The following is an 18,061-nucleotide window of genomic DNA, read 5'->3' on the forward strand; positions in this document are numbered from 1 at the left end:
CCTGACCGTGAAATCACCGCTCGTTGCTGCGCTGCTGCTCGCCCTGGCCCTTCCTGCCGGCGCTGCCCTGGCCGCGCCTCCGGCTGCCCCGGCCGCCGCCCCGGCCAGCCTGGCCACTGAAGGTCCTGCCGATGCGCAGTTCCGCGCCATCTACGAGAAGGAATGGGCCTGGCGCGAGGCCGGGGGTGGTGAAGCCAGTGAGGATGGCGACGGCCCGGCCAACGCCACCCGCATGCCGGATGTCGGCGCGGCCGCGCAGCAGGGACGCCTGAAGGTCTGGGACGACGTGCTGGCCCAGCTGGACAAGGTCGACACCAAGGCGCTCTCGGCCGAAAACCGGATCAACTACGCGATCTACCGTGACCAGGTGTTCAACCTGGCCGCCGACGTGCGCCTGCGCGGCTATGAGATGCCGTTCAATGCCGATTCCTCGTTCTGGTCCAACCTGTCCTTCATGGCGCGGCGCGAGATGAAGACCGCGCAGGACTACCGCAACTACATCGCGCGCCTGAACGATGTGCCGCGCTATTTCGACCAGCAGACCGAGAACATGCGCGCCGGCCTCAAGCGCGGTTTCAGCGTCCCGCGTGCGGTGCTCGATGGCCGCGAGGTGTCCATCGCCACCGTGTCCGAACTGAAGGACCCGACCCAGTCGCCGCTGTACGCACCGTTCAAGAAGCTGCCGGCCGGCATCCCCGCCGCCGAGCAGGCGCAGCTGCAGGAGCAGGCCCGCCAGGCCATCGGCGGCAGCGTGGTGCCGGCCTTCGCCAAGCTGCGCACCTTCTTTGTCAGCGAGTACGTGCCGCAGGCGCGCACCACCCTGGCCGCCGAGGCGATGCCGGGCGGCAAGGCGTACTACAAGCAGCAGATCCACGAGTACACCACGCTGGACTTGACCCCGCAGCAGATCCACGAGATCGGCCTGAAGGAAGTCGCGCGCATCCAGGCCGAGATGGACGGCATCATCAAGCAGGTCGAGTTCAAGGGCAGCTTCGCCGAATTCCTGACCTTCCTGCGCACCGATCCGCAGTTCTATGCCAAGACCCCGGACGAACTGCTGCACCGCGCCGCCTGGATTTCCAAGCGCGTGGATGGCGTGATCGGCAAGTACATGACGCTGCCGCGCGCACGCTTCACCATCGTGCCGGTGCCGCCGGACATCGCCCCGTTCTGGACCGCGGGCCGCGGTGGCATGGGCACCTACTGGCTCAATACCTACAACCTGCCGGCGCGGCCGCTGTACAACCTGCCGGCGCTGACCCTGCACGAGTCCGATCCGGGCCATGCGCTGCAGGGCGCGCTCGCGGCAGAGCAGGGCGAGCAGCCCGCGTTCCGTCGCAACAACTACATCTCCGCGTACGGCGAAGGTTGGGGCCTTTACTGCGAGAAGCTCGGCGTGGAGATGGGCATCTACGAAACCCCGTACGAGGATTTCGGCCGCCTGACCTACGAGATGTGGCGCGCCGCGCGCCTGGTGATCGATACCGGGGTGCACCACAAGGGCTGGACCCGCGAGCAGGCGCTGTCCTACCTGCGCGACCACACCGCGCTGAGCGAGCATGAAGTGACCACCGAAGTGGACCGCTACATCTCCTGGCCGGGCCAGGCGCTGAGCTACAAGCTCGGCGAGATCGCGATCGTGCGCCTGCGCACGCAGGCCGAGCAGGAGCTGGGCGACCGTTTCGACGTCAAGGCCTTCCACGACGCCGTGCTGAGCCAGGGTTCGGTGCCGCTGCCGGTGCTGGAGGAACAGATCCAGGCCTTCATCGCCCAGCGCAAGGCCGCGGCCAGCTGATCCGCGTGGGGGCCGGTCATCGTGCCCGCCCCCGCCAACGTGAACCACCGGAACGCGCTGCGATTGTGTAACGGCTTCGCACCCGGCTACCCTGCGGGCCATGTTCCGTCGTGCCCGCCTGCGTCCGTCCCTGCTGCTCCGCCTGCTGATGCTGGTGGTGGTCGGTGTGGGCGTGTTCGGCAGTTCGCTGGCCTCGGCCCTGGCCGATATCCACCTGACCGTGCACGCGGACAGCAGCGAGCTGCATGGCAGCCTGGATGACGCGGCGTCCACCGCGCCGGGCGATGACGATGGCAATGACGACTGGCTGCATGCCCTGGTGCATTGCGGCCACTGCCATGGCCACGGCGGCGTGCTGCCGATGGCCGCGATGGCCTGGAGCCTGGCGGCCGCCCCCAGCCACGGTGTCCCTGCCGGGCTGATCGCGCAGCTGCGCTCACAGCCGCCCGAGAACCTGCTGCGTCCTCCGATAGCGATCTGATGCCCTGCGGCCGCGCGCCGCCGTTTGCCATCTGACCGTTTTCTGGAGACTCCCATGTGGATGCGTCTGGCAGCCTTGGCTGCCATTGCGTTCGTGCCGTGCGTGTACGCACAGGGCACGACACCCGCCGTACCGTTGACCCTCGACGACGCCATCGCGCGCGTTGCCCAGTACCACCCCGACCTGCGCCTGGCCGATGCCCAGCGTCCGGTGTGGGAAGCCCGCCGTGACGCCGCCGGGCTCCCGCCCCCGCTGACCCTGGGCGTGGAGCTGGAGAACGCGCTGGGCACCGGCGACAGCCGCGGCTTTGATGCAGCTGAAGCCACCGTCACCCTGGCCGGCGTGCTGGAACGTGGCGGCAAGCTGGATGCCCGCCGCGCCGTGGCCCAGGCCAACCTGGACAGCCTGGCTCCGCAGCGCGAAACCGCGCGGCTGGACCTGATGGCCGAGGTCGCACGCCGCTATCTGGCGGTGACCGACGCGCGCCAGCAACTGCGCATCGCCGAGACCGATATCGAACAGCGCAGGCGCGCGGTCGCCGCCGCACGGCTGCGCCTGCAGGCCGGTGCCTCGCCGGAATCGGTGCTGATGACCGCCCAGGCGATGCTGGCCCAGGCCGAACTGGACCGCGATCGCGCCAAGCAGATGGATCAGTCCGCGCGTGCGGCGCTGTCGGCGTTGTGGCGCCAGCGCGATCCTGGCTTCGATGTCGTGACTGGCGACCCCATGCAGCTGCCCGCGCTGCAGGACTTCGCGGTGCTCGCCGACGAACTGCAGCGCACCCCGGAACTGGCCGTGCTGGCCGGCGAACGTCGCATCCGCGAGGCGCAGGTGCAGCTGGCCCGCACCCAGGCGCGGCCCGATGTCAGTTGGCAGGTCGGCGTGCGCAACAGCCGGGATACCCGCGATACCTCGTTGGTCGCGGGTTTCAGCCTGCCCTTGGGCAGCGTGCGCCGCGCCGCGCCGGAGATCCGCGCGGCCGAGGCCGAACTGGCGCTCAACAGCGTGGAGCGCGATGCGCGCGCACTGCAGTTGTACGCCACGCTCGCCGAAGCGCATGGCCGCTACCTGACCTCGCGGCTGGAAGTCACCCGCATGGGGCGCGATGTGCTGCCCCAGCTGCAGCGTGCCGAGAACGCTGCCGAGAAGGCCTGGCGTGCCGGCGCGATCAGTTACATGGAATGGGCCCAACTGCAGGCGATGCGGATCGACGCACGCCAGCGCCAGCTTGAGGCGGCCATCGCCGCACAGACCGCCCTGATCGAAATCCAGCGCCTGACCGGCCAGAGCATGGTCGCCGCTACCGACACCGTGTCCACGGAGGACCGCCGATGACCCTTTCCCAGACCCGTACCGCGCTGGCTGGCAGCCTCTTGATCGCGCTGATGGCGCTCACCGGCTGCGGCGGCACTGAACCCGCTGCGGCACCGGCCAAGCCGGCCGGGACCGATGCCGGCCATGGTGAGGCCGGGCACGACGATGATCATGACGATCACGACGCCCCGGAAAGCACCACCATCGCCGCGGCCATGGCCGACCAGGCCGGCATCCGCGTCGCACCGGTCGTGGCCGGCACCATCGCCGACGAACACGACGTGCAGGGTCTGTTGACCCCGGTCGATGGCCGCGTCGCCCAGGTGATGGCGCGCTTCCCCGGCCCGATCCGCTCGCTGCGCGCCAACGTCGGCGACCGCGTGCGCGCCGGCCAGGTGCTGGCCAGCATCGAGAGCAATCTCAGCCTCACCACGTACACGGTCAGCGCACCCATCGGTGGCGTGGTGCTCGCGCGCCAGGCCCAGGTCGGCGGCATCGCCGGTGAGGGTACGCCGCTGTTCGAGATCGGCGATCTCTCCACCTTGTGGGTGGACCTGCATATCTTCGGCAACGACACCCAGCACATCACCGCCGGCGTGCCGGTCACCGTGTCGCGGATGACCGACGGCGTCAGCCAGGCCACCACGCTGGAACGTGTGCTGCCCGGCACCGCCACCGCCAGCCAGAGCACGGTCGCCCGCGCGACGCTGCGCAACGACGACGGTCAGTGGCGGCCCGGTGCCGCGGTCAAGGCGCGGATCGTCGTGGCCAGCACGCCGGCTGCGCAGGTGGTGCCGCTGAGCGCGCTGCAGACGATGGACGGCAAGGACGTGGTGTTCGTGCGCCAGGGCGATACCTATGCCGCGCGTGCGGTCACGCTCGGTGCGCGTGATGCCGGCAAGGTCGAAGTGCTCGGTGGCCTGACCCTCGGCGAAGCGGTCGTGGTCGAGCAGAGCTACGTGGTCAAGGCCGATATCGGCAAGGCAGGGGCATCGCATGAACATTGACGTGCTGCCGTTCCCTGCAGACGGAGGGCGCCACCATGCTTGAGCGCATCATCCGCGCCGCCATCGCCCATCGCTGGTTGATGATGGCCCTGACGTTGGTGCTGATCGTCATCGGCAGCTGGAGCTTCACCCGGCTGCCGATCGACGCCACCCCGGACATCACCAACGTCCAGGTGCAGATCAACACCGCCGCCCCCGGCTATTCGCCGCTGGAGACCGAGCAACGCATCACCTACCCGGTGGAAACGGTGATGGCCGGCCTGCCAGCCATGGAGCAGGCGCGTTCGCTGTCGCGCTACGGGCTCTCGCAGGTCACCGTGGTGTTCAAGGACGGCACCGACATCTACTTCGCGCGCCAACAGGTCGCCGAACGCCTGCAGCAGGTCAAGTCGCAGATTCCGGACGGCCTCGATCCCCAGCTGGGACCGATCTCCACCGGCCTCGGCGAAATCTTCATGTACACCATCGACGCCGATCCCAAGGCACGCAAGGCCGATGGCACGGCGTACACCGCCACCGACCTGCGTACCCTGCAGGACTGGGTGATCCGGCCGCAGCTGCGCAACGTGCCCGGCGTGACCGAGGTCAACACCATCGGTGGCTTCCAGCGGCAGGTGCACATCACTCCGGATCCGGCCCGGCTGCGCGCGCTGGGCTTCACGCTGGAAGATGTCGCGCAGGCGGTGGAGACCAACAACCAGAACGTCGGCGCCGGTTACATCGAACGCAACGGCCAGCAGTTCCTGGTGCGCATTCCCGGCCAGGTCGCCAACCTGGAGGAGATCGGCAACATCGTGCTGGCCCGCCGCGAAGGCGTGCCGATCCACGTGCACGACGTCGCCCAGGTGCAGGACGGACCGGAGCTGCGCAGTGGTGCGGCCACCCAGAACGGCCATGAAGTGGTGATGGGCACCGTGGTGATGCTGATCGGGGCCAACAGCCGCGATGTCGCCCAGGCCGCGGCGGCGCGCCTGCAGCAGGCGCAGGCCAGCCTGCCCGAGGGCGTCACCGTCACCGCCAGCTACGACCGCACCGCGCTGGTGGACCGCACCATCGAGACGGTCGCCAAGAACCTGATCGAAGGCGCGTTGCTGGTGATCGTGGTGCTGTTCCTGCTGCTCGGCAATTTCCGTGCGGCGCTGATCACCGCGGCGGTGATTCCGCTGGCGATGCTGTTCACGCTGACCGGCATGGCCCGCGGCGGTGTGTCGGCCAACCTGATGAGCCTGGGCGCGCTGGACTTCGGCCTGATCGTCGACGGGGCGGTGATCATCATCGAGAACTGCCTGCGCCGCTTCGGCGAACGCCAGCACGTGCTCGGCCGCGACATGACCCGCGAAGAACGCTTCGCCGAAACCGCCAGCGCCACGGCCGAAGTAATCCGCCCCAGCCTGTTCGGGCTGGGCATCATCACCGCGGTGTACCTGCCGATCTTCGCGCTTACCGGGGTGGAAGGAAAAATGTTCCACCCGATGGCGATCACGGTGGTGCTGGCCCTGACCGGTGCGATGGTGCTGGCGCTGACCTTCGTTCCCGCCGCGATCGCACTGTTCCTCGGGGGACGTGTGCAGGAGAAGGAGAACCGCCTGATGGCGTGGGTGCGCCGGCGCTACGAGCCGATGCTCGCGTTCGCCCTGCGTCGCGGCCGCTGGATGGTCGGCGGTGCGCTGGTGCTGGTGATCGGCTGCGGCCTGCTGGCCACGCGGCTGGGCAGCGAGTTCGTGCCGAACCTGGACGAAGGCGATGTCGCCATGCACGCGATGCGCATCCCCGGGACCAGCCTGACCCAGTCGATCGAGATGCAGAAGCAGATCGAGAACCGGCTGGTGCAGTTCGCCGAGGTGGACAAGGTGTTCTCCAAGATCGGTACGCCGGAGGTCGCCTCCGATCCGATGCCGCCCTCGGTGGCCGATACCTTCATCATGATGAAACCGCGCAAGGCCTGGCCGGATCCCCGCAAATCGCGCGCGGCCCTTCTCGGCGAGCTGGAAGAAGCGGTCGAGCAGCTGCCCGGCAACAACTACGAGTTCACCCAGCCGATCCAGATGCGCACCAACGAGCTGATCTCCGGCGTGCGTGCCGACGTGGCGGTGATGTTGTTCGGCGATGACCTGGACACGCTGCTGTCGGTCGGCAAACGCATCGCGGCGGTGGCCGGCACCGTGCCGGGCGCGGCCGACGTGCGGGTGGAGGAAACCAGCGGGCTGCCGCTGCTGACCGTCACCCCGAATCGCACCGCGTTGGCCGGCTATGGGTTGAATCCTGGGCAGGTGCAGTCGACCGTGGCCACGGCGGTGGGCGGGCAGGTGGCAGGGCAGTTGTTCGAAGGCGACCGCCGCTTCGACATCGTGGTGCGCCTGCCTGAAGCGCTCCGCCAGGATCCGGCCGCACTGGCGGACCTGCCGGTGTCGCTGGAACCGGCGCTTGCGGATGCGGCCGATGAATCCAGCAGAGCGGGCAGCTGGACCAGCGGCAGTGCACGCACGGTGCCGTTGCGTGAGCTGGCGACCTTGAGCAACAGCGAAGGGCCGAACCAGGTCAACCGCGAGAACGGCAAGCGCCGGATCGTGGTCACCGCCAACGTGCGCGATCGCGATCTCGGCGGGTTCGTCGGTGACCTGCAGCAGGCGATCGGACGGGATGTGCAGGTGCCCAACGGCTACTGGATCGAGTACGGCGGCAGCTTCGAGCAGCTGATCTCGGCCAGCCAGCGCCTGTCGGTCGTGGTGCCGGTGACATTGGCGATCATCTTCGCGCTGCTGTTCTGGGCGTTCGGCTCGGTCAAGGATGCGGCCATCGTGTTCAGTGGCGTGCCGCTGGCTCTGACCGGCGGCGTGCTCGCGCTGGCGCTGCGTGGTATTCCGCTGTCGATCTCGGCCGGCGTCGGCTTCATCGCGCTGTCCGGCGTGGCCGTTCTGAACGGGCTGGTGATGATCAGTTTCGTCCGCAGCCTGCGCGAGCACGGCACGCCGCTGCCGGAGGCGGTACGCGACGGTGCGCTGGGCCGCCTGCGCCCGGTGCTGATGACCGCGCTGGTGGCCTCGCTCGGCTTCGTGCCGATGGCCTTCAACGTGGGCGCCGGCTCGGAAGTGCAGCGCCCGCTGGCGACCGTGGTGATCGGTGGCATCGTCTCGTCCACGCTGCTGACCCTGCTGGTGCTGCCGGTGCTGTACCGGTGGCTGCATCGGAAGGAATCTGGCGCGGTATGAAGGGCCAGGTCCGCACGTGATGCAACGTGCGGACCTGGCTGCCTCACCAATGCGCTGGTTTGTCGATGGGCTTCTTTCCGGTCTGGATCCGGTCAGGCAACTGGCAGGACGCCAACTCTTCATCGTGGATATGGCTGCGCGCCCAATGCGCATTCGCTGACAGCGAGGACATCATGTTGCGGTGGACAGCGGCACCTGCCTCGGGAGGCCGCCTTGGTGTGATCACGCCAAGGCGAATACCCGGAAAATCTTCCCTGATGGCGCGTAGCACCGGTTCCACATCACTGTCGTTGGAGCACACCACCAGCTGCGAGAATCTTCCTGACGCGGCGTCGCGATACATTGCCAGCGCAATGTTCACATCCGTCTGTTTTTCCTCGAGCTTCCAGACCTTCACCCTGTCTGCCCGGTTGAAGGGCTGCCCATCGACATACCGCGGCATCTTCGTACCGCTGCGATCATGCGTGTGGGTTCCCATTGTCTTCTGGAAGCGGCTTCCGTGACGTACTTCGTGCCCACGCAGGAAGCTGTCCTGGGCGATCGTGGAGGCATTGCCGTGGGTCGAAAACCGGGCGAGGCAAAACGCGCTGAAGTACCTGACCAACGTCATCTGTGACGTCGGCGTCTGCTCATGCACCAAACGCTCGAGCAGCCTGACAAGATCGATCCACTTGTAGGGCGTTCCCCGGATCCGGCCATAGTAGAAGTTATAGCCATCAACGTAGACGGCGGTGGTTTCAGTCATGCGCACGTTCCTTCGGGCATGAAAAAACCGCCTTTCGGCGGTTTCTTCGTCCCAAGCCGTTTAGCCAACTGAATGACAACGGCGAGGGCGGGGTCGTGGGGCCATTACAGCAGCCCGTTGCCGTGGCGGTCAAATGACGGGGTCACACCTTGGTGCCGCCTCGTCCACTCAGCACTGATCGGTTTTCTGCCAGCCATTGCTGGATCAGATCGACCGCTTCCGCCACGCCCTCTTCCGTGCCCATCGCCCTTCCCAGAGCAGCCGCCCGTCCGCGCGTTTCGGCGTGCTCGACGAAGTCCAGTGCCCGCCTCAGTGTCCCGGCGTCCAACCGCTTCGGCGACAGCGCCGCCGGTGCCACGCCCAACTGCTGCAGCCGGTCCGCCCAGAAGAACTGGTCCGCGGCGAACGGCATCACCAGCGACGGCACCGCGGCCCGGCAGGCCGAATGCGTGGTGCCGCTGCCACCGTGGTGGATGACCAGCGCGCAGCGCGGGAACAGTGCTTCATGTGGGGTCGGCCCGAGCACGAACACGTTGGGCGGGAGCGGGGTGCTGGGCAGCCCGGCCCAGCCCGGGAACAGCACTACCCGCCGCGGCGCCAATGCCGCCAGCAGCGCGGGCAGCACGTGGTCGCGATCGAAGCCGGTCATGCTGCCGAACCCGAGGTAGACCGGCGCGGGGCCAGCGTCCAGGAAGGCCTGCAGATCCGGCGGCGGCTGCCAGCCACGTTCGGGCGCGCGCCACTGACCGCAGATCCGGTGATTGGACGGCCAGTCCGGCGGAGGCGGCAGCAGACTCGGCGAGATGCCGTACAGCATCGGCAGATCCCGCCAGGGGGAGGCGCGCCGCGGCATGCCCAATGCCCGTCGCGCGGCGTTGATCGGACGGCGGAAGGTCCGCCACACCGCCTGGTTGACCAAGGTGTAGCTGAGGCGATTGAGCGCGCCGGGCAGGCGCAGCCGTGGCAGGAACGGGGAGGGGAAGCCGGCGGTCGGGGTCAGCGGAATCATCCCGGTGCCGATCACCGGCAGCCCCTGGTGTTCGGCCACGGCCAGGCCCACGAAGGCGGCCAGCCCGCCGGTCAGCACCGCATCGCACCCGGCGGCCGCCGCGTCGGCCTGGCGCATCCAGCCGGGCACGTGCCGTTGCGCCATCCGCGCTAGGCCCCGCGAGGCGGCGAGCCGGGCGTTGCCGCGCGAGACCAGCGCCACCACCTCGTCATGGATGTCGCCCTCCAGCGCGGCATGCGGGACGCCCAGCTCGCGGGCGGTCTCCAGCGTGCCGCGCTCGGCCAGCAGCAGCACCTCATGGCCGGCGCCGATCAGCCCATGGCAGAGCATCACCAGCGGGCGGGTGTCGCCTTCGGTGCCGTAGGTCACGGCGAGCAGCTTCATGAAAGGCCGCAGGCGAAGGAGAGGAAAGGCGCTGGGGTCATCGTCACGTCCGGGTTGCAGGCCCGGGCAGCCTAGCGGAGGGGCTGTCACGGGACCGGGATGGCGCGCCTGGGCCAGGCCAGCTTGCCGCAGGCCCCCGGAGCGGGCATAATGCGCGGCTCGCTGTGTCCAAAAACCTTTGGATCGGTGGCCGGGAACACGTCATCCGGCCCGCCCTCGACAGCGTAACCCTTTGATTCTCATGACGTGTGGCGGGAAACCGCCGAGGCCGCCGTCGCCCGGGCTATGGGCTGACAACTACTTTATCGAGGTGCGCAATGTCCCGCGTATGCCAAGTTTCCGGCAAGCGAGTGCAGACGGGTAACAACGTCTCGCACGCCAACAACAAGACCCGTCGTCGTTTCCTGCCCAACCTGCACGAGCGCCGCTTCTGGGTTGCCAGCGAAAACCGCTGGGTCAAGCTTCGTGTTTCCGCGCATGCCCTGCGCACCATCGACAAGAACGGTATCGACTCCGTTCTGGCTGAGCTGCGTTCGCGCGGCGAAAAGGTCTGAGGAGTAAACGATCATGGCAGGCAAGCGCGATAAGATCCGTCTGATTTCGACGGCCAACACTGGCCACTTCTACACGACGGACAAGAACAAGAAGAACACCCCCGGGAAGATGGAATTCCTGAAGTACGATCCGGTCGTGCGCAAGCACGTCCTGTACAAGGAAGGCAAGATCAAGTAATCCGCAAGGGTTCTTGAGCTTCCCGAAAAAACCCGCCCCCCGTGGCGGGTTTTTTCATGGGCCGGCGATACGTGGAGCCGGCCAGCGCCCGGCACCACCGGTTGCATGCAGCGGCCCATGGCAGAATGCGGTTCCCCTCCCGACGGGCGACGCGATGCTGTTCGAGTGGCTGCTGGGTTCGTGGCTGTTGATGCTGGATTGGCTGATCCGGCTGGCCGCGCTGTTCTGGATTCCCAGCCGCACCACGCCCGGTGCCGCACGCAGCTGGTTGCTGCTGGTGGGCTTCGTGCCGCTGCTCGGGCTGCCGTTGTATCTGCTGTTCGGCCATCCGTGGTTGTCGCGCCAGCGCGTGCAGCGCCAGGCCGAAGCGTCCCAGGTGATCCGCGAAGAGCAGGCCCTGCAGCCACCGCTGCGCTGGACGCCCCCACCGGATACCGCCACCGCCGAAATCGTGCCGCTGATCGAGCGCCAGGGCGATTTCATGCCCATCCACGGCAACGCGGTGGACCTGCTCAACGATTACGACGCCTCGCTGCAGGCACTGATCGAGGACATCGACCAGGCGCGCGAGCGCGTGCACCTGCTCTACTACCTGATGTTCGACGATGCGGTCGGCGAGGCCATCGTGCAGGCGCTGCAGCGGGCCGCGGCGCGTGGAGTGCACTGCCGGTTGCTGCTCGATGCGGTCGGTGCCAAGCGCGGGCTGCGCCACTATCGGCGCCGCCTGCAGGCGCTCGGCGTGGACGTGCGCGCGATGCTGCCCGGCGGCCTGCGCTGGCGCCGCAGCGGCCGCATGGACCTGCGCAACCACCGCAAGATCGCGGTGATCGACAACCGCGTCGGCTATATCGGCTCGCAGAACCTGGCGGGGCCGCAGTTCGTCGCCGGCTACCCCAACAAGGAGCTGGTGGCGCGCGTGCGCGGGCCGGTGGTGGCGCATCTGGAAGCGGTGTTCGCCAGCGACTGGTACATGGAAACCGGGCAGCGCCTGGACGTACTCACGGCGGTGCCGGTGTGCTCCGCCGACGTGCCGACCCAGCTGCTGCCCAGTGGTCCGGCGTATCCCTTCAGCAATGCGCGCGATGCGGTCAACGCGCTGATCCATCTGGCGCGGCGGCGCATCGTGCTGGTCACGCCGTATTTCGTGCCGGACGAAGCGACCCTGAGTGCGCTGCGCATCGCGGCGTTGTCCGGCGTGCAGGTGCAGCTGATCCTCTCGGCCAGCACCAACCAGCGGCTGACCTCGTGGGCGCAGGAGGCGTACTACGATGAACTGCTGCGCAGCGGTGTGCGGATCGCGCTGTACGCGCCGCATTTCCTGCATGCCAAGCACCTGACCGTCGATGAGGACATCGCCCTGGTCGGCTCGATCAATCTCGACATCCGCTCGTTCGCGCTCAATGCCGAGATCGGCATGCTCTGCTATGACGCTGGCATGGTGCGCCAGCTGGCGCAGATCGAAGCCGACTATCTCGAACACGCGCACCCGCTGGACCTGGCGACGTGGCGCCAGCGACCGGCATGGAAGCGCAGCCGCGAAGGGATCGCGCGGCTGGCCGATGCGTTGATGTAGTGCGCTGTGACGCACGTGGACGGCCGATCCACGCGCATCGCCTACAATCCGGGCATGACTGCGTCCGATATCCACCGCCAGTGTGATCTGGCCATCGTCGGCGGCGGCGCTGCCGGCGTCCTCGTCGCGCTGCAGGCCCTGCGCCATGCAACCCGGCCGTCACGCATCGTGCTGTTCGAGCCGGCCTCGGTCCTGGCCGAAGGCATCGCCTACGCCACGCCGTGGCCGGAGCACCTGCTGAACGTGCCGGCCGGCAAGATGAGCGCGCTGCCGGATCAGCCCGCGGATTTCCTCGATTACCTGCTCGACAGCGATGCGGTTCCCGACGTGCCGCGCGCGGTACTCGCGGACCAGTTCGTGCCGCGCCGCCACTATGCCGCCTACCTGCGCGCCCGGCTGGAGCAGGCGCGCGCGCACAGCGCGGCGGCGCTGGAGGTGGTTGAACAGCCGGTGTTCGCGCTGCAGCCCGACGCACACGGCGTGCAGCTGCGGCTGGATGACGACATGACCTGGAACGCGCGGCGGGTGGTGCTGGCCTGCGGCAACAGCATGCGCCCGCTGCCGGTTCCCGGTGCCGATGCCCTGCCGCCCGCGCAGGTGGTGGAAGCCTGGGACTACGACGGCGTACGCGTGCTGGCCGGCGATGACGATCTGGCCATCATCGGCTCCGGCCTGAGCATGGCCGACAGCGTGGTCGCGCTGGCCGCCGCCGGGCACCGTGGGCGGATCTTCGTCCTGTCGCGCCACGCGCTGCTGCCGTTGCCACACGCCCACGGCGCGGCGGTCAGCTTCGATCCGCAGCCGCTGCTGGCGATGTCGTTGCGCCAGCGCGTGCGCGAACTGCGCGGGCAGGCCCGCGCGGCTGTCGCCCAGGGCATCCCGTGGCAGAGCGTGATGGACCGCATCCGGCCGATGGGCCAGGCGCTGTGGTTGAGCCTGGGCGAGGGGGACCAGCGCCGCTTCCTGCGCCACGTGGTGCGCTATTGGGACGTGCACCGCCACCGCATCGCCGAATCGGTGCATGCCCAGGTCGCCGAGCTGGAGCGCAGCGGCCAGCTGCAGCGCCACCGCGCTCGGCTGGACACGGTGCTGGTGCAGGAAACCGGGCTGCAGCTGCACGGGCGGAGCCCGGGCAGCGGGCTCCCACCGCTGACCGTGGCGGCGGTGATCAACGCCACCGGCGTGGAGACCCGCGCGCTGTCCATGCGCAATCCGCTGATCCGGCAGCTGCTGGCCGACGGCCATGCGCGCCCGGGTCCGCATGGCCTCGGCCTGGATACGACGGTGGAAGAGGGCGGCCTGATCGACGGCCATGGCCAGCCGCAGCCGGCGATCCGGCTGGTCGGCAGCCTGCGCATCGGCACCCTGTGGGAGAGCCTGGCGATCCCGGAGCTGCGCGGACAGGCCGAGCGGGCCGCGCGCGGCTGAACCCGTTCGATCCGGGCGCCGGGTAACGGCCCGGAGCGACCCGCCCGAGGGTAAAATGGGGACATGGATGTTTCCCACTTGCTCGACGGGTTGAACCCCGCCCAGCGCGAAGCTGTGTCCGCCCCGCCCGGCCACCATCTGGTGCTTGCCGGTGCCGGTTCCGGCAAGACCCGCGTGCTTATCCACCGCATCGCCTGGCTCAATGAAGTCTGCGGCGTGCCGACCCATGGCATTTTTGCGGTGACCTTCACCAACAAGGCCGCCGGCGAGATGCGTCACCGCATCGACCTGCAGCTGCCGCAGGGCAGCCGTGGCGCCTGGATCGGCACCTTCCACGGCCTGGCCCACCGCCTGCTGCGCCTGCACTACCAGGACGCCAAGCTGCCCGACAGCTTCCAGGTGCTGGATTCGGACGACCAGCTGCGGCTGGTCAAGCGCGTGGTCCAGCAGCTGGAGATCGACGACGGCAAGTTCCCGCCGAAGCAGATCGCGTGGTGGATCAACGAGCAGAAGGACGAGGGCCGTCGCCCGCAGCATATCCAGCCCGAGCCGCATGACGCGTGGCTGGAAACCATGCGCCAGGCGTATATCGCCTATCAGGAGCGCTGCGATCGCGCCGGCCTGGTCGATTTCGCCGAGCTGCTGCTGCGCGCGCATGAACTGCTGCGCGACAACCCGGCGCTGCTGGCCCACTACCGCTCGCGCTTCCGCGAAATCCTGGTGGACGAGTTCCAGGACACCAACGCCATCCAGTACGCCTTCGTGCGCGTGCTGGCCGGCGATACCGGCCACGTGTTCGTGGTCGGTGATGACGACCAGGCCATCTATGGCTGGCGCGGCGCCAAGGTCGAGAACGTCCAGCGCTTCCTCAAGGATTTCCCGGGCGCGCAGACCGTGCGCCTGGAGCAGAACTACCGCTCCACCGCCAACATCCTCGGCGCGGCCAACGCGGTGATCGCGCACAACCCGGACCGTATCGGCAAGGAGTTGTGGACCGACAGCGGCGACGGTGACCCGATCGATCTGTACGCGGCCTACAACGAGATGGACGAGGCGCGTTACGTGGTCGAGCGCGCGCGCCAGTGGGTGCGCGATGGCGGCAGCTACGGCGACGTCGCCGTGCTCTACCGCAGCAACGCGCAGTCGCGTGCCTTCGAAGAAGCGCTGCTCTCCGAGCAGGTGCCGTACCGCGTGTACGGCGGCATGCGCTTCTTCGAGCGTGCCGAAATCAAGGATGCGCTGGCGTACCTGCGGTTGATGACCAACCGCAACGATGACGCGGCATTCGAGCGCGCGGTCAACACGCCGACGCGTGGCATCGGCGACCGCACCCTGGATGAAGTGCGCCGCTTGGCGCGTTCCCACGCGATCTCGCTGTGGGAAGCCACCATGCTGACCACCCAGGGCAATGCGCTCGCCGCGCGCGCACGCAACGCATTGGCCGGCTTCCTGGTGCTGGTCAACCAGCTCCAGGCCGAAGCCGACGAGATGACACTGGCCGAACGCATCGACCACGTGCTGGTGCGCTCGGGCCTGCGCGAGCACTGGTCCAAGGAAAGCCGCAACGCGCTGGATTCGGAATCACGCGCGGACAACCTGGACGAACTGGTCTCGGTGGCTTCTCGCTTCGTCCGTCGCGAAGACGATGTCGAAGAAACCCAGGACATGAGCGAGCTGGTCGCGTTCCTCGCCTACGCCTCGCTGGAGGCCGGCGAAGGCCAGGCCCAGGCCGGCGAAGAAGGCGTACAGCTGATGACGCTGCACGCCGCCAAGGGCCTGGAGTTCCCGCTGGTGTTCCTGGCCGGCATGGAAGACGGCCTGTTCCCGAGCGCGCGCTCGCTGGAAGAAAGTGGCCGGCTGGAAGAAGAGCGTCGCCTGGCCTACGTGGGCATCACCCGCGCGCGCCAGAAGCTGGTGCTCTGCTATGCCGAATCGCGCCGCATCCACGGCCAGGACAACTACAACGTGCCCTCGCGCTTCCTGCGCGAAATCCCGCGCGAGCTGGTGAACGAAGTACGCCCGAAGGTGCAGGTCTCGCGCGGTACCTCGCTCGGCGCCAACCGGGTGATGGGCCATGCGGCGCTGGAAGCACCGCCGCTCAAGCTGGGCGCGATGGTCAACCATCCCAAGTTCGGCGAAGGCATGGTCACCGACTACGAAGGCAGCGGCCAGCACGCCCGCGTGCAGGTCGAATTCATCGAGGCCGGCAGCAAGTGGCTGGTGATGGCGTACGCCAATTTGACGGTGCTCTGAGCAGGTGTGTCACGGATGACGCGCCACGTGCTCTTCATCTGCAGCCAGAACCGCCTGCGCAGCCCGACCGCTGAGCAGGTGTTTGCCGATTGGCCGGGCATCGAGACCGCTTCTTCGGGTCTCAAGCCCGATGCCGACGTACCTGTCAGTCCCGAACTGCTGCAGTGGGCCGATCTGATCGTCGTGATGGAGCGCGCTCACCGCAGCCGGTTGGCCAGCCGCTTCCAGCGCTGGCTCGGAGGCAAGCGCATCGTGTGCCTGGATATTCCGGACGATTACGCGTTCATGGCACCTGCGCTGGTTGCGTTGCTGCAGACCAAGGTGCCACCGCTGCTGCGGTGAGCCGAGGCAGGCGCCCGGCGGATGCGCCGACGTCTGCGGTAGTGCCGGCCGCTGGCCGGCTGCGCTTTACCGTGGCGGTGTCGGGAGCCGGCCAGCGGCCGGCACTACAATGGCGTCACCCCCTTCGAACAGGCCCCCGCCATGACCGATTCGCTGCTGCACCTCACCGTCAAATTGAACGCCAGGCTCCAGCCCGAGCATCGCCATGAGCTGTTCGAAGACCCGCTCGATGCGCTGCTGGGCAGTGCCGAGCTGGGTGAGATCACCGGCGGTGGCACCGCGCTGAGCGAAGAAGGCGAAGTGGATTACGGCGATATCGAGATCGCGTTGAACGATCCGGCCTCGCTGCCCGGCGTGATCGAACTGCTGGAGCAGCTGGGCGCGCCGAAGGGTTCGCTGATCCAGCGCGAAGGCGCTCCCGATCAACCGTTCGGCGTTACCGAAGGCCTGGCCTTGTATCTCAACGGCACCGATCTGCCGGACGAAGTCTACGAGCAGTGCGATTCGAACTATGTGTTCGAGCAGATCGTCGAGCGCATCGACGGCCACGGCGAGATATGCAGCTGGTGGCAGGGCCCGACCGAGACCGCGCTGTATCTGTATGGCGCCTCGTTCGACACCATGCACGCGCGTATCGCCGATCTGCTGGCGAGCTACCCGCTGTGCCAGGGCGCACGCGTGGTGCGTACCGCCTGATCAGCCGTCCGGCGCGTGGCCTGCCGCTGCAGCACGGGCAGCGCATGCGTGCGCCATCCGCGTTGCAGTGGGCCAGAGCGCCTCGCTTCATCCCCGATCGCCCCCGACTCATCCCGGATTTCACGCAGTTCGTCGCGTGCCGCTTGTCGCTCCCCGGGCCGGCGCCCAGAGTCTGCCCCTGTCCGCTGGGAGCGCACTCGTGAACAAGGGAATTCCGTATCTGCTTGCTGCACTGGTCCTGCTGACATGGTCGGCAGGCTGGGCAGAGCCGGTGCTGGGCCTGTTCCAGCACGCCCAGACCTGCCTGGCCGGCGGTGGCGACTTCGACCTGCTGCGCCTGCGCTGCCAGCCGCAGCCCAGCGTGGTGTACATCGGCCGGGCGACGCTGTGGTTCTGGCTGGGTGGCATCGTCTTCGCGGTGGTCGCATTGCTGGGCACGCGCTACAAGGCGCGCTGACAGGCGGGCGGCCAACCGGCATCATCAGCCTCTGTCCGAAGGAGGCCATATGGGTCCGAGCGAAAAGGAAAAGATGCTGTCCGGGAAGCCGTATCGCCCGGGCGACCCGGAGCTGCAGGCCGACATGGCCGCGGCCAAGGTCTGGATGGTCCGCTACAACGCGGCACTGGCCGAGAGCCCGGCCGCGCGCCGCGCGCTGCTGCGCGAGCAGCTCGGCGCGGTCGGCGAAGGCGCGGTGATCCGGCCGCCGTTCCATTGCGACTACGGCTACAACATCCGCCTGGGGCAGGGCGTGTTCCTCAACTACAACTGCGTGATCCTGGACGTGGCCGAGGTCAGCATCGGCGATGGCACCCAGATCGGTCCCGCGGTGCAGCTCTACGCCGCCGACCATCCGCGCGACCCACAGGCGCGCGCCGAGGGCCTGGAGTCCGCCAGGCCGGTGCGGATCGGCCGCAACGTCTGGATCGGCGGCGGCGCGATCGTACTGCCCGGCGTCAGCATCGGCGACGATGCGGTGGTGGGCGCGGGCAGCGTGGTCACCCGCGATGTAGCGGCCGGCGCGACCGTGGTCGGCAATCCCGCACGGGAGGTGCCGGCACGGCCGCACGGCGATTGATCCAGCTCAAGGCGTCG

Annotated in this window: 16 protein-coding genes; 14 read left to right on the forward strand and 2 right to left on the reverse strand. The window is 68.2% G+C overall.

The genetic code is table 11. From position 1 onward, the window contains the following. The first annotated feature begins 7 nt into the window (after positions 1-7). The 5 genes from HH110_RS00270 to HH110_RS00290 all read left to right on the forward strand — a co-directional run bounded on the left by HH110_RS00270 (position 8) and on the right by HH110_RS00290 (position 7,806). The gene (locus HH110_RS00270) at positions 8-1,795 is read left to right on the forward strand and encodes a DUF885 family protein (RefSeq protein ID WP_176987795.1); all 1,788 of its coding nucleotides are present in this window, start codon (positions 8-10) and stop codon (positions 1,793-1,795) included. Positions 1,796-1,895: 100 nt separating this feature from the next. Beyond that, complete coding sequence (locus HH110_RS00275; RefSeq protein WP_176987796.1) at positions 1,896-2,276, forward strand: DUF2946 family protein; 381 nt, start codon at positions 1,896-1,898, stop codon at positions 2,274-2,276. 54 nt (positions 2,277-2,330) lie between these two features. Beyond that, positions 2,331-3,611: a TolC family protein gene (locus tag HH110_RS00280; RefSeq protein WP_176987797.1), complete on the forward strand. Its 1,281-nt coding sequence runs from the start codon at positions 2,331-2,333 to the stop codon at positions 3,609-3,611. After that, the gene (locus HH110_RS00285) at positions 3,608-4,597 is read left to right on the forward strand and encodes an efflux RND transporter periplasmic adaptor subunit (RefSeq protein ID WP_176987798.1); all 990 of its coding nucleotides are present in this window, start codon (positions 3,608-3,610) and stop codon (positions 4,595-4,597) included. The genes HH110_RS00280 and HH110_RS00285 overlap by 4 nt, the downstream gene beginning before the upstream one ends. Positions 4,598-4,632: 35 nt before the next feature. Then, complete coding sequence (locus tag HH110_RS00290) at positions 4,633-7,806, forward strand: efflux RND transporter permease subunit (RefSeq protein ID WP_176987799.1); 3,174 nt, start codon at positions 4,633-4,635, stop codon at positions 7,804-7,806. Positions 7,807-7,849: 43 nt separating this feature from the next. Here HH110_RS00290 and HH110_RS00295 read toward each other — a convergent pair whose 3' ends face one another. Together HH110_RS00295 and HH110_RS00300 are read right to left on the reverse strand one after the other, a co-directional pair. Next, positions 7,850-8,551: an NYN domain-containing protein gene (locus HH110_RS00295; RefSeq protein WP_194243552.1), complete on the reverse strand. Its 702-nt coding sequence runs from the start codon at positions 8,549-8,551 to the stop codon at positions 7,850-7,852. Positions 8,552-8,693: 142 nt separating this feature from the next. Continuing rightward, the gene (locus HH110_RS00300; protein ID WP_176987801.1) at positions 8,694-9,944 is read right to left on the reverse strand and encodes a glycosyltransferase; all 1,251 of its coding nucleotides are present in this window, start codon (positions 9,942-9,944) and stop codon (positions 8,694-8,696) included. Positions 9,945-10,261: 317 nt separating this feature from the next. Here HH110_RS00300 and rpmB point away from each other — a divergent pair, with 317 nt between their 5' ends. From rpmB to HH110_RS00345, 9 genes are all read left to right on the forward strand, one after another. Beyond that, positions 10,262-10,498 (forward strand): 50S ribosomal protein L28, encoded by a 237-nt coding sequence (rpmB, locus tag HH110_RS00305; RefSeq protein WP_019185625.1) that lies wholly within the window; start codon positions 10,262-10,264, stop codon positions 10,496-10,498. A gap of 10 nt (positions 10,499-10,508) precedes the next feature. Next, entirely contained in the window at positions 10,509-10,676 is a 168-nt protein-coding gene (gene rpmG / locus HH110_RS00310; protein WP_172407465.1) for a 50S ribosomal protein L33, read from the forward strand. A gap of 154 nt (positions 10,677-10,830) precedes the next feature. Further along, complete coding sequence (gene cls / locus HH110_RS00315; RefSeq protein ID WP_176987802.1) at positions 10,831-12,249, forward strand: cardiolipin synthase; 1,419 nt, start codon at positions 10,831-10,833, stop codon at positions 12,247-12,249. Positions 12,250-12,285: 36 nt separating this feature from the next. Beyond that, on the forward strand, positions 12,286-13,677 hold the full coding sequence (locus tag HH110_RS00320) for an FAD/NAD(P)-binding protein (protein WP_176988452.1): 1,392 nt from the start codon (positions 12,286-12,288) through the stop codon (positions 13,675-13,677). Between the two features lie 63 nt (positions 13,678-13,740). After that, positions 13,741-15,930, forward strand: a complete 2,190-nt coding sequence (gene uvrD, locus HH110_RS00325; protein ID WP_176987803.1) for a DNA helicase II — start codon at positions 13,741-13,743, stop codon at positions 15,928-15,930. Between the two features lie 15 nt (positions 15,931-15,945). Continuing rightward, positions 15,946-16,272 carry a low molecular weight protein tyrosine phosphatase family protein gene (locus tag HH110_RS00330; protein WP_176987804.1) on the forward strand — a complete coding sequence of 109 codons (327 nt, stop codon included), beginning with the start codon at positions 15,946-15,948 and terminating at the stop codon, positions 16,270-16,272. A 141-nt stretch (positions 16,273-16,413) separates the two neighbouring features. Further along, complete coding sequence (locus tag HH110_RS00335) at positions 16,414-16,968, forward strand: hypothetical protein (protein ID WP_176987805.1); 555 nt, start codon at positions 16,414-16,416, stop codon at positions 16,966-16,968. Between the two features lie 199 nt (positions 16,969-17,167). Next, complete coding sequence (locus HH110_RS00340; RefSeq protein ID WP_176987806.1) at positions 17,168-17,425, forward strand: hypothetical protein; 258 nt, start codon at positions 17,168-17,170, stop codon at positions 17,423-17,425. A 49-nt stretch (positions 17,426-17,474) separates the two neighbouring features. Beyond that, positions 17,475-18,044 carry a sugar O-acetyltransferase gene (locus HH110_RS00345; protein ID WP_176987807.1) on the forward strand — a complete coding sequence of 190 codons (570 nt, stop codon included), beginning with the start codon at positions 17,475-17,477 and terminating at the stop codon, positions 18,042-18,044. The last annotated feature ends 17 nt before the right edge of the window (positions 18,045-18,061 follow it).

This window comes from Stenotrophomonas sp. SAM-B, from assembly GCF_013387485.1.
Lineage (GTDB): Bacteria > Pseudomonadota > Gammaproteobacteria > Xanthomonadales > Xanthomonadaceae > Stenotrophomonas > Stenotrophomonas maltophilia_AA.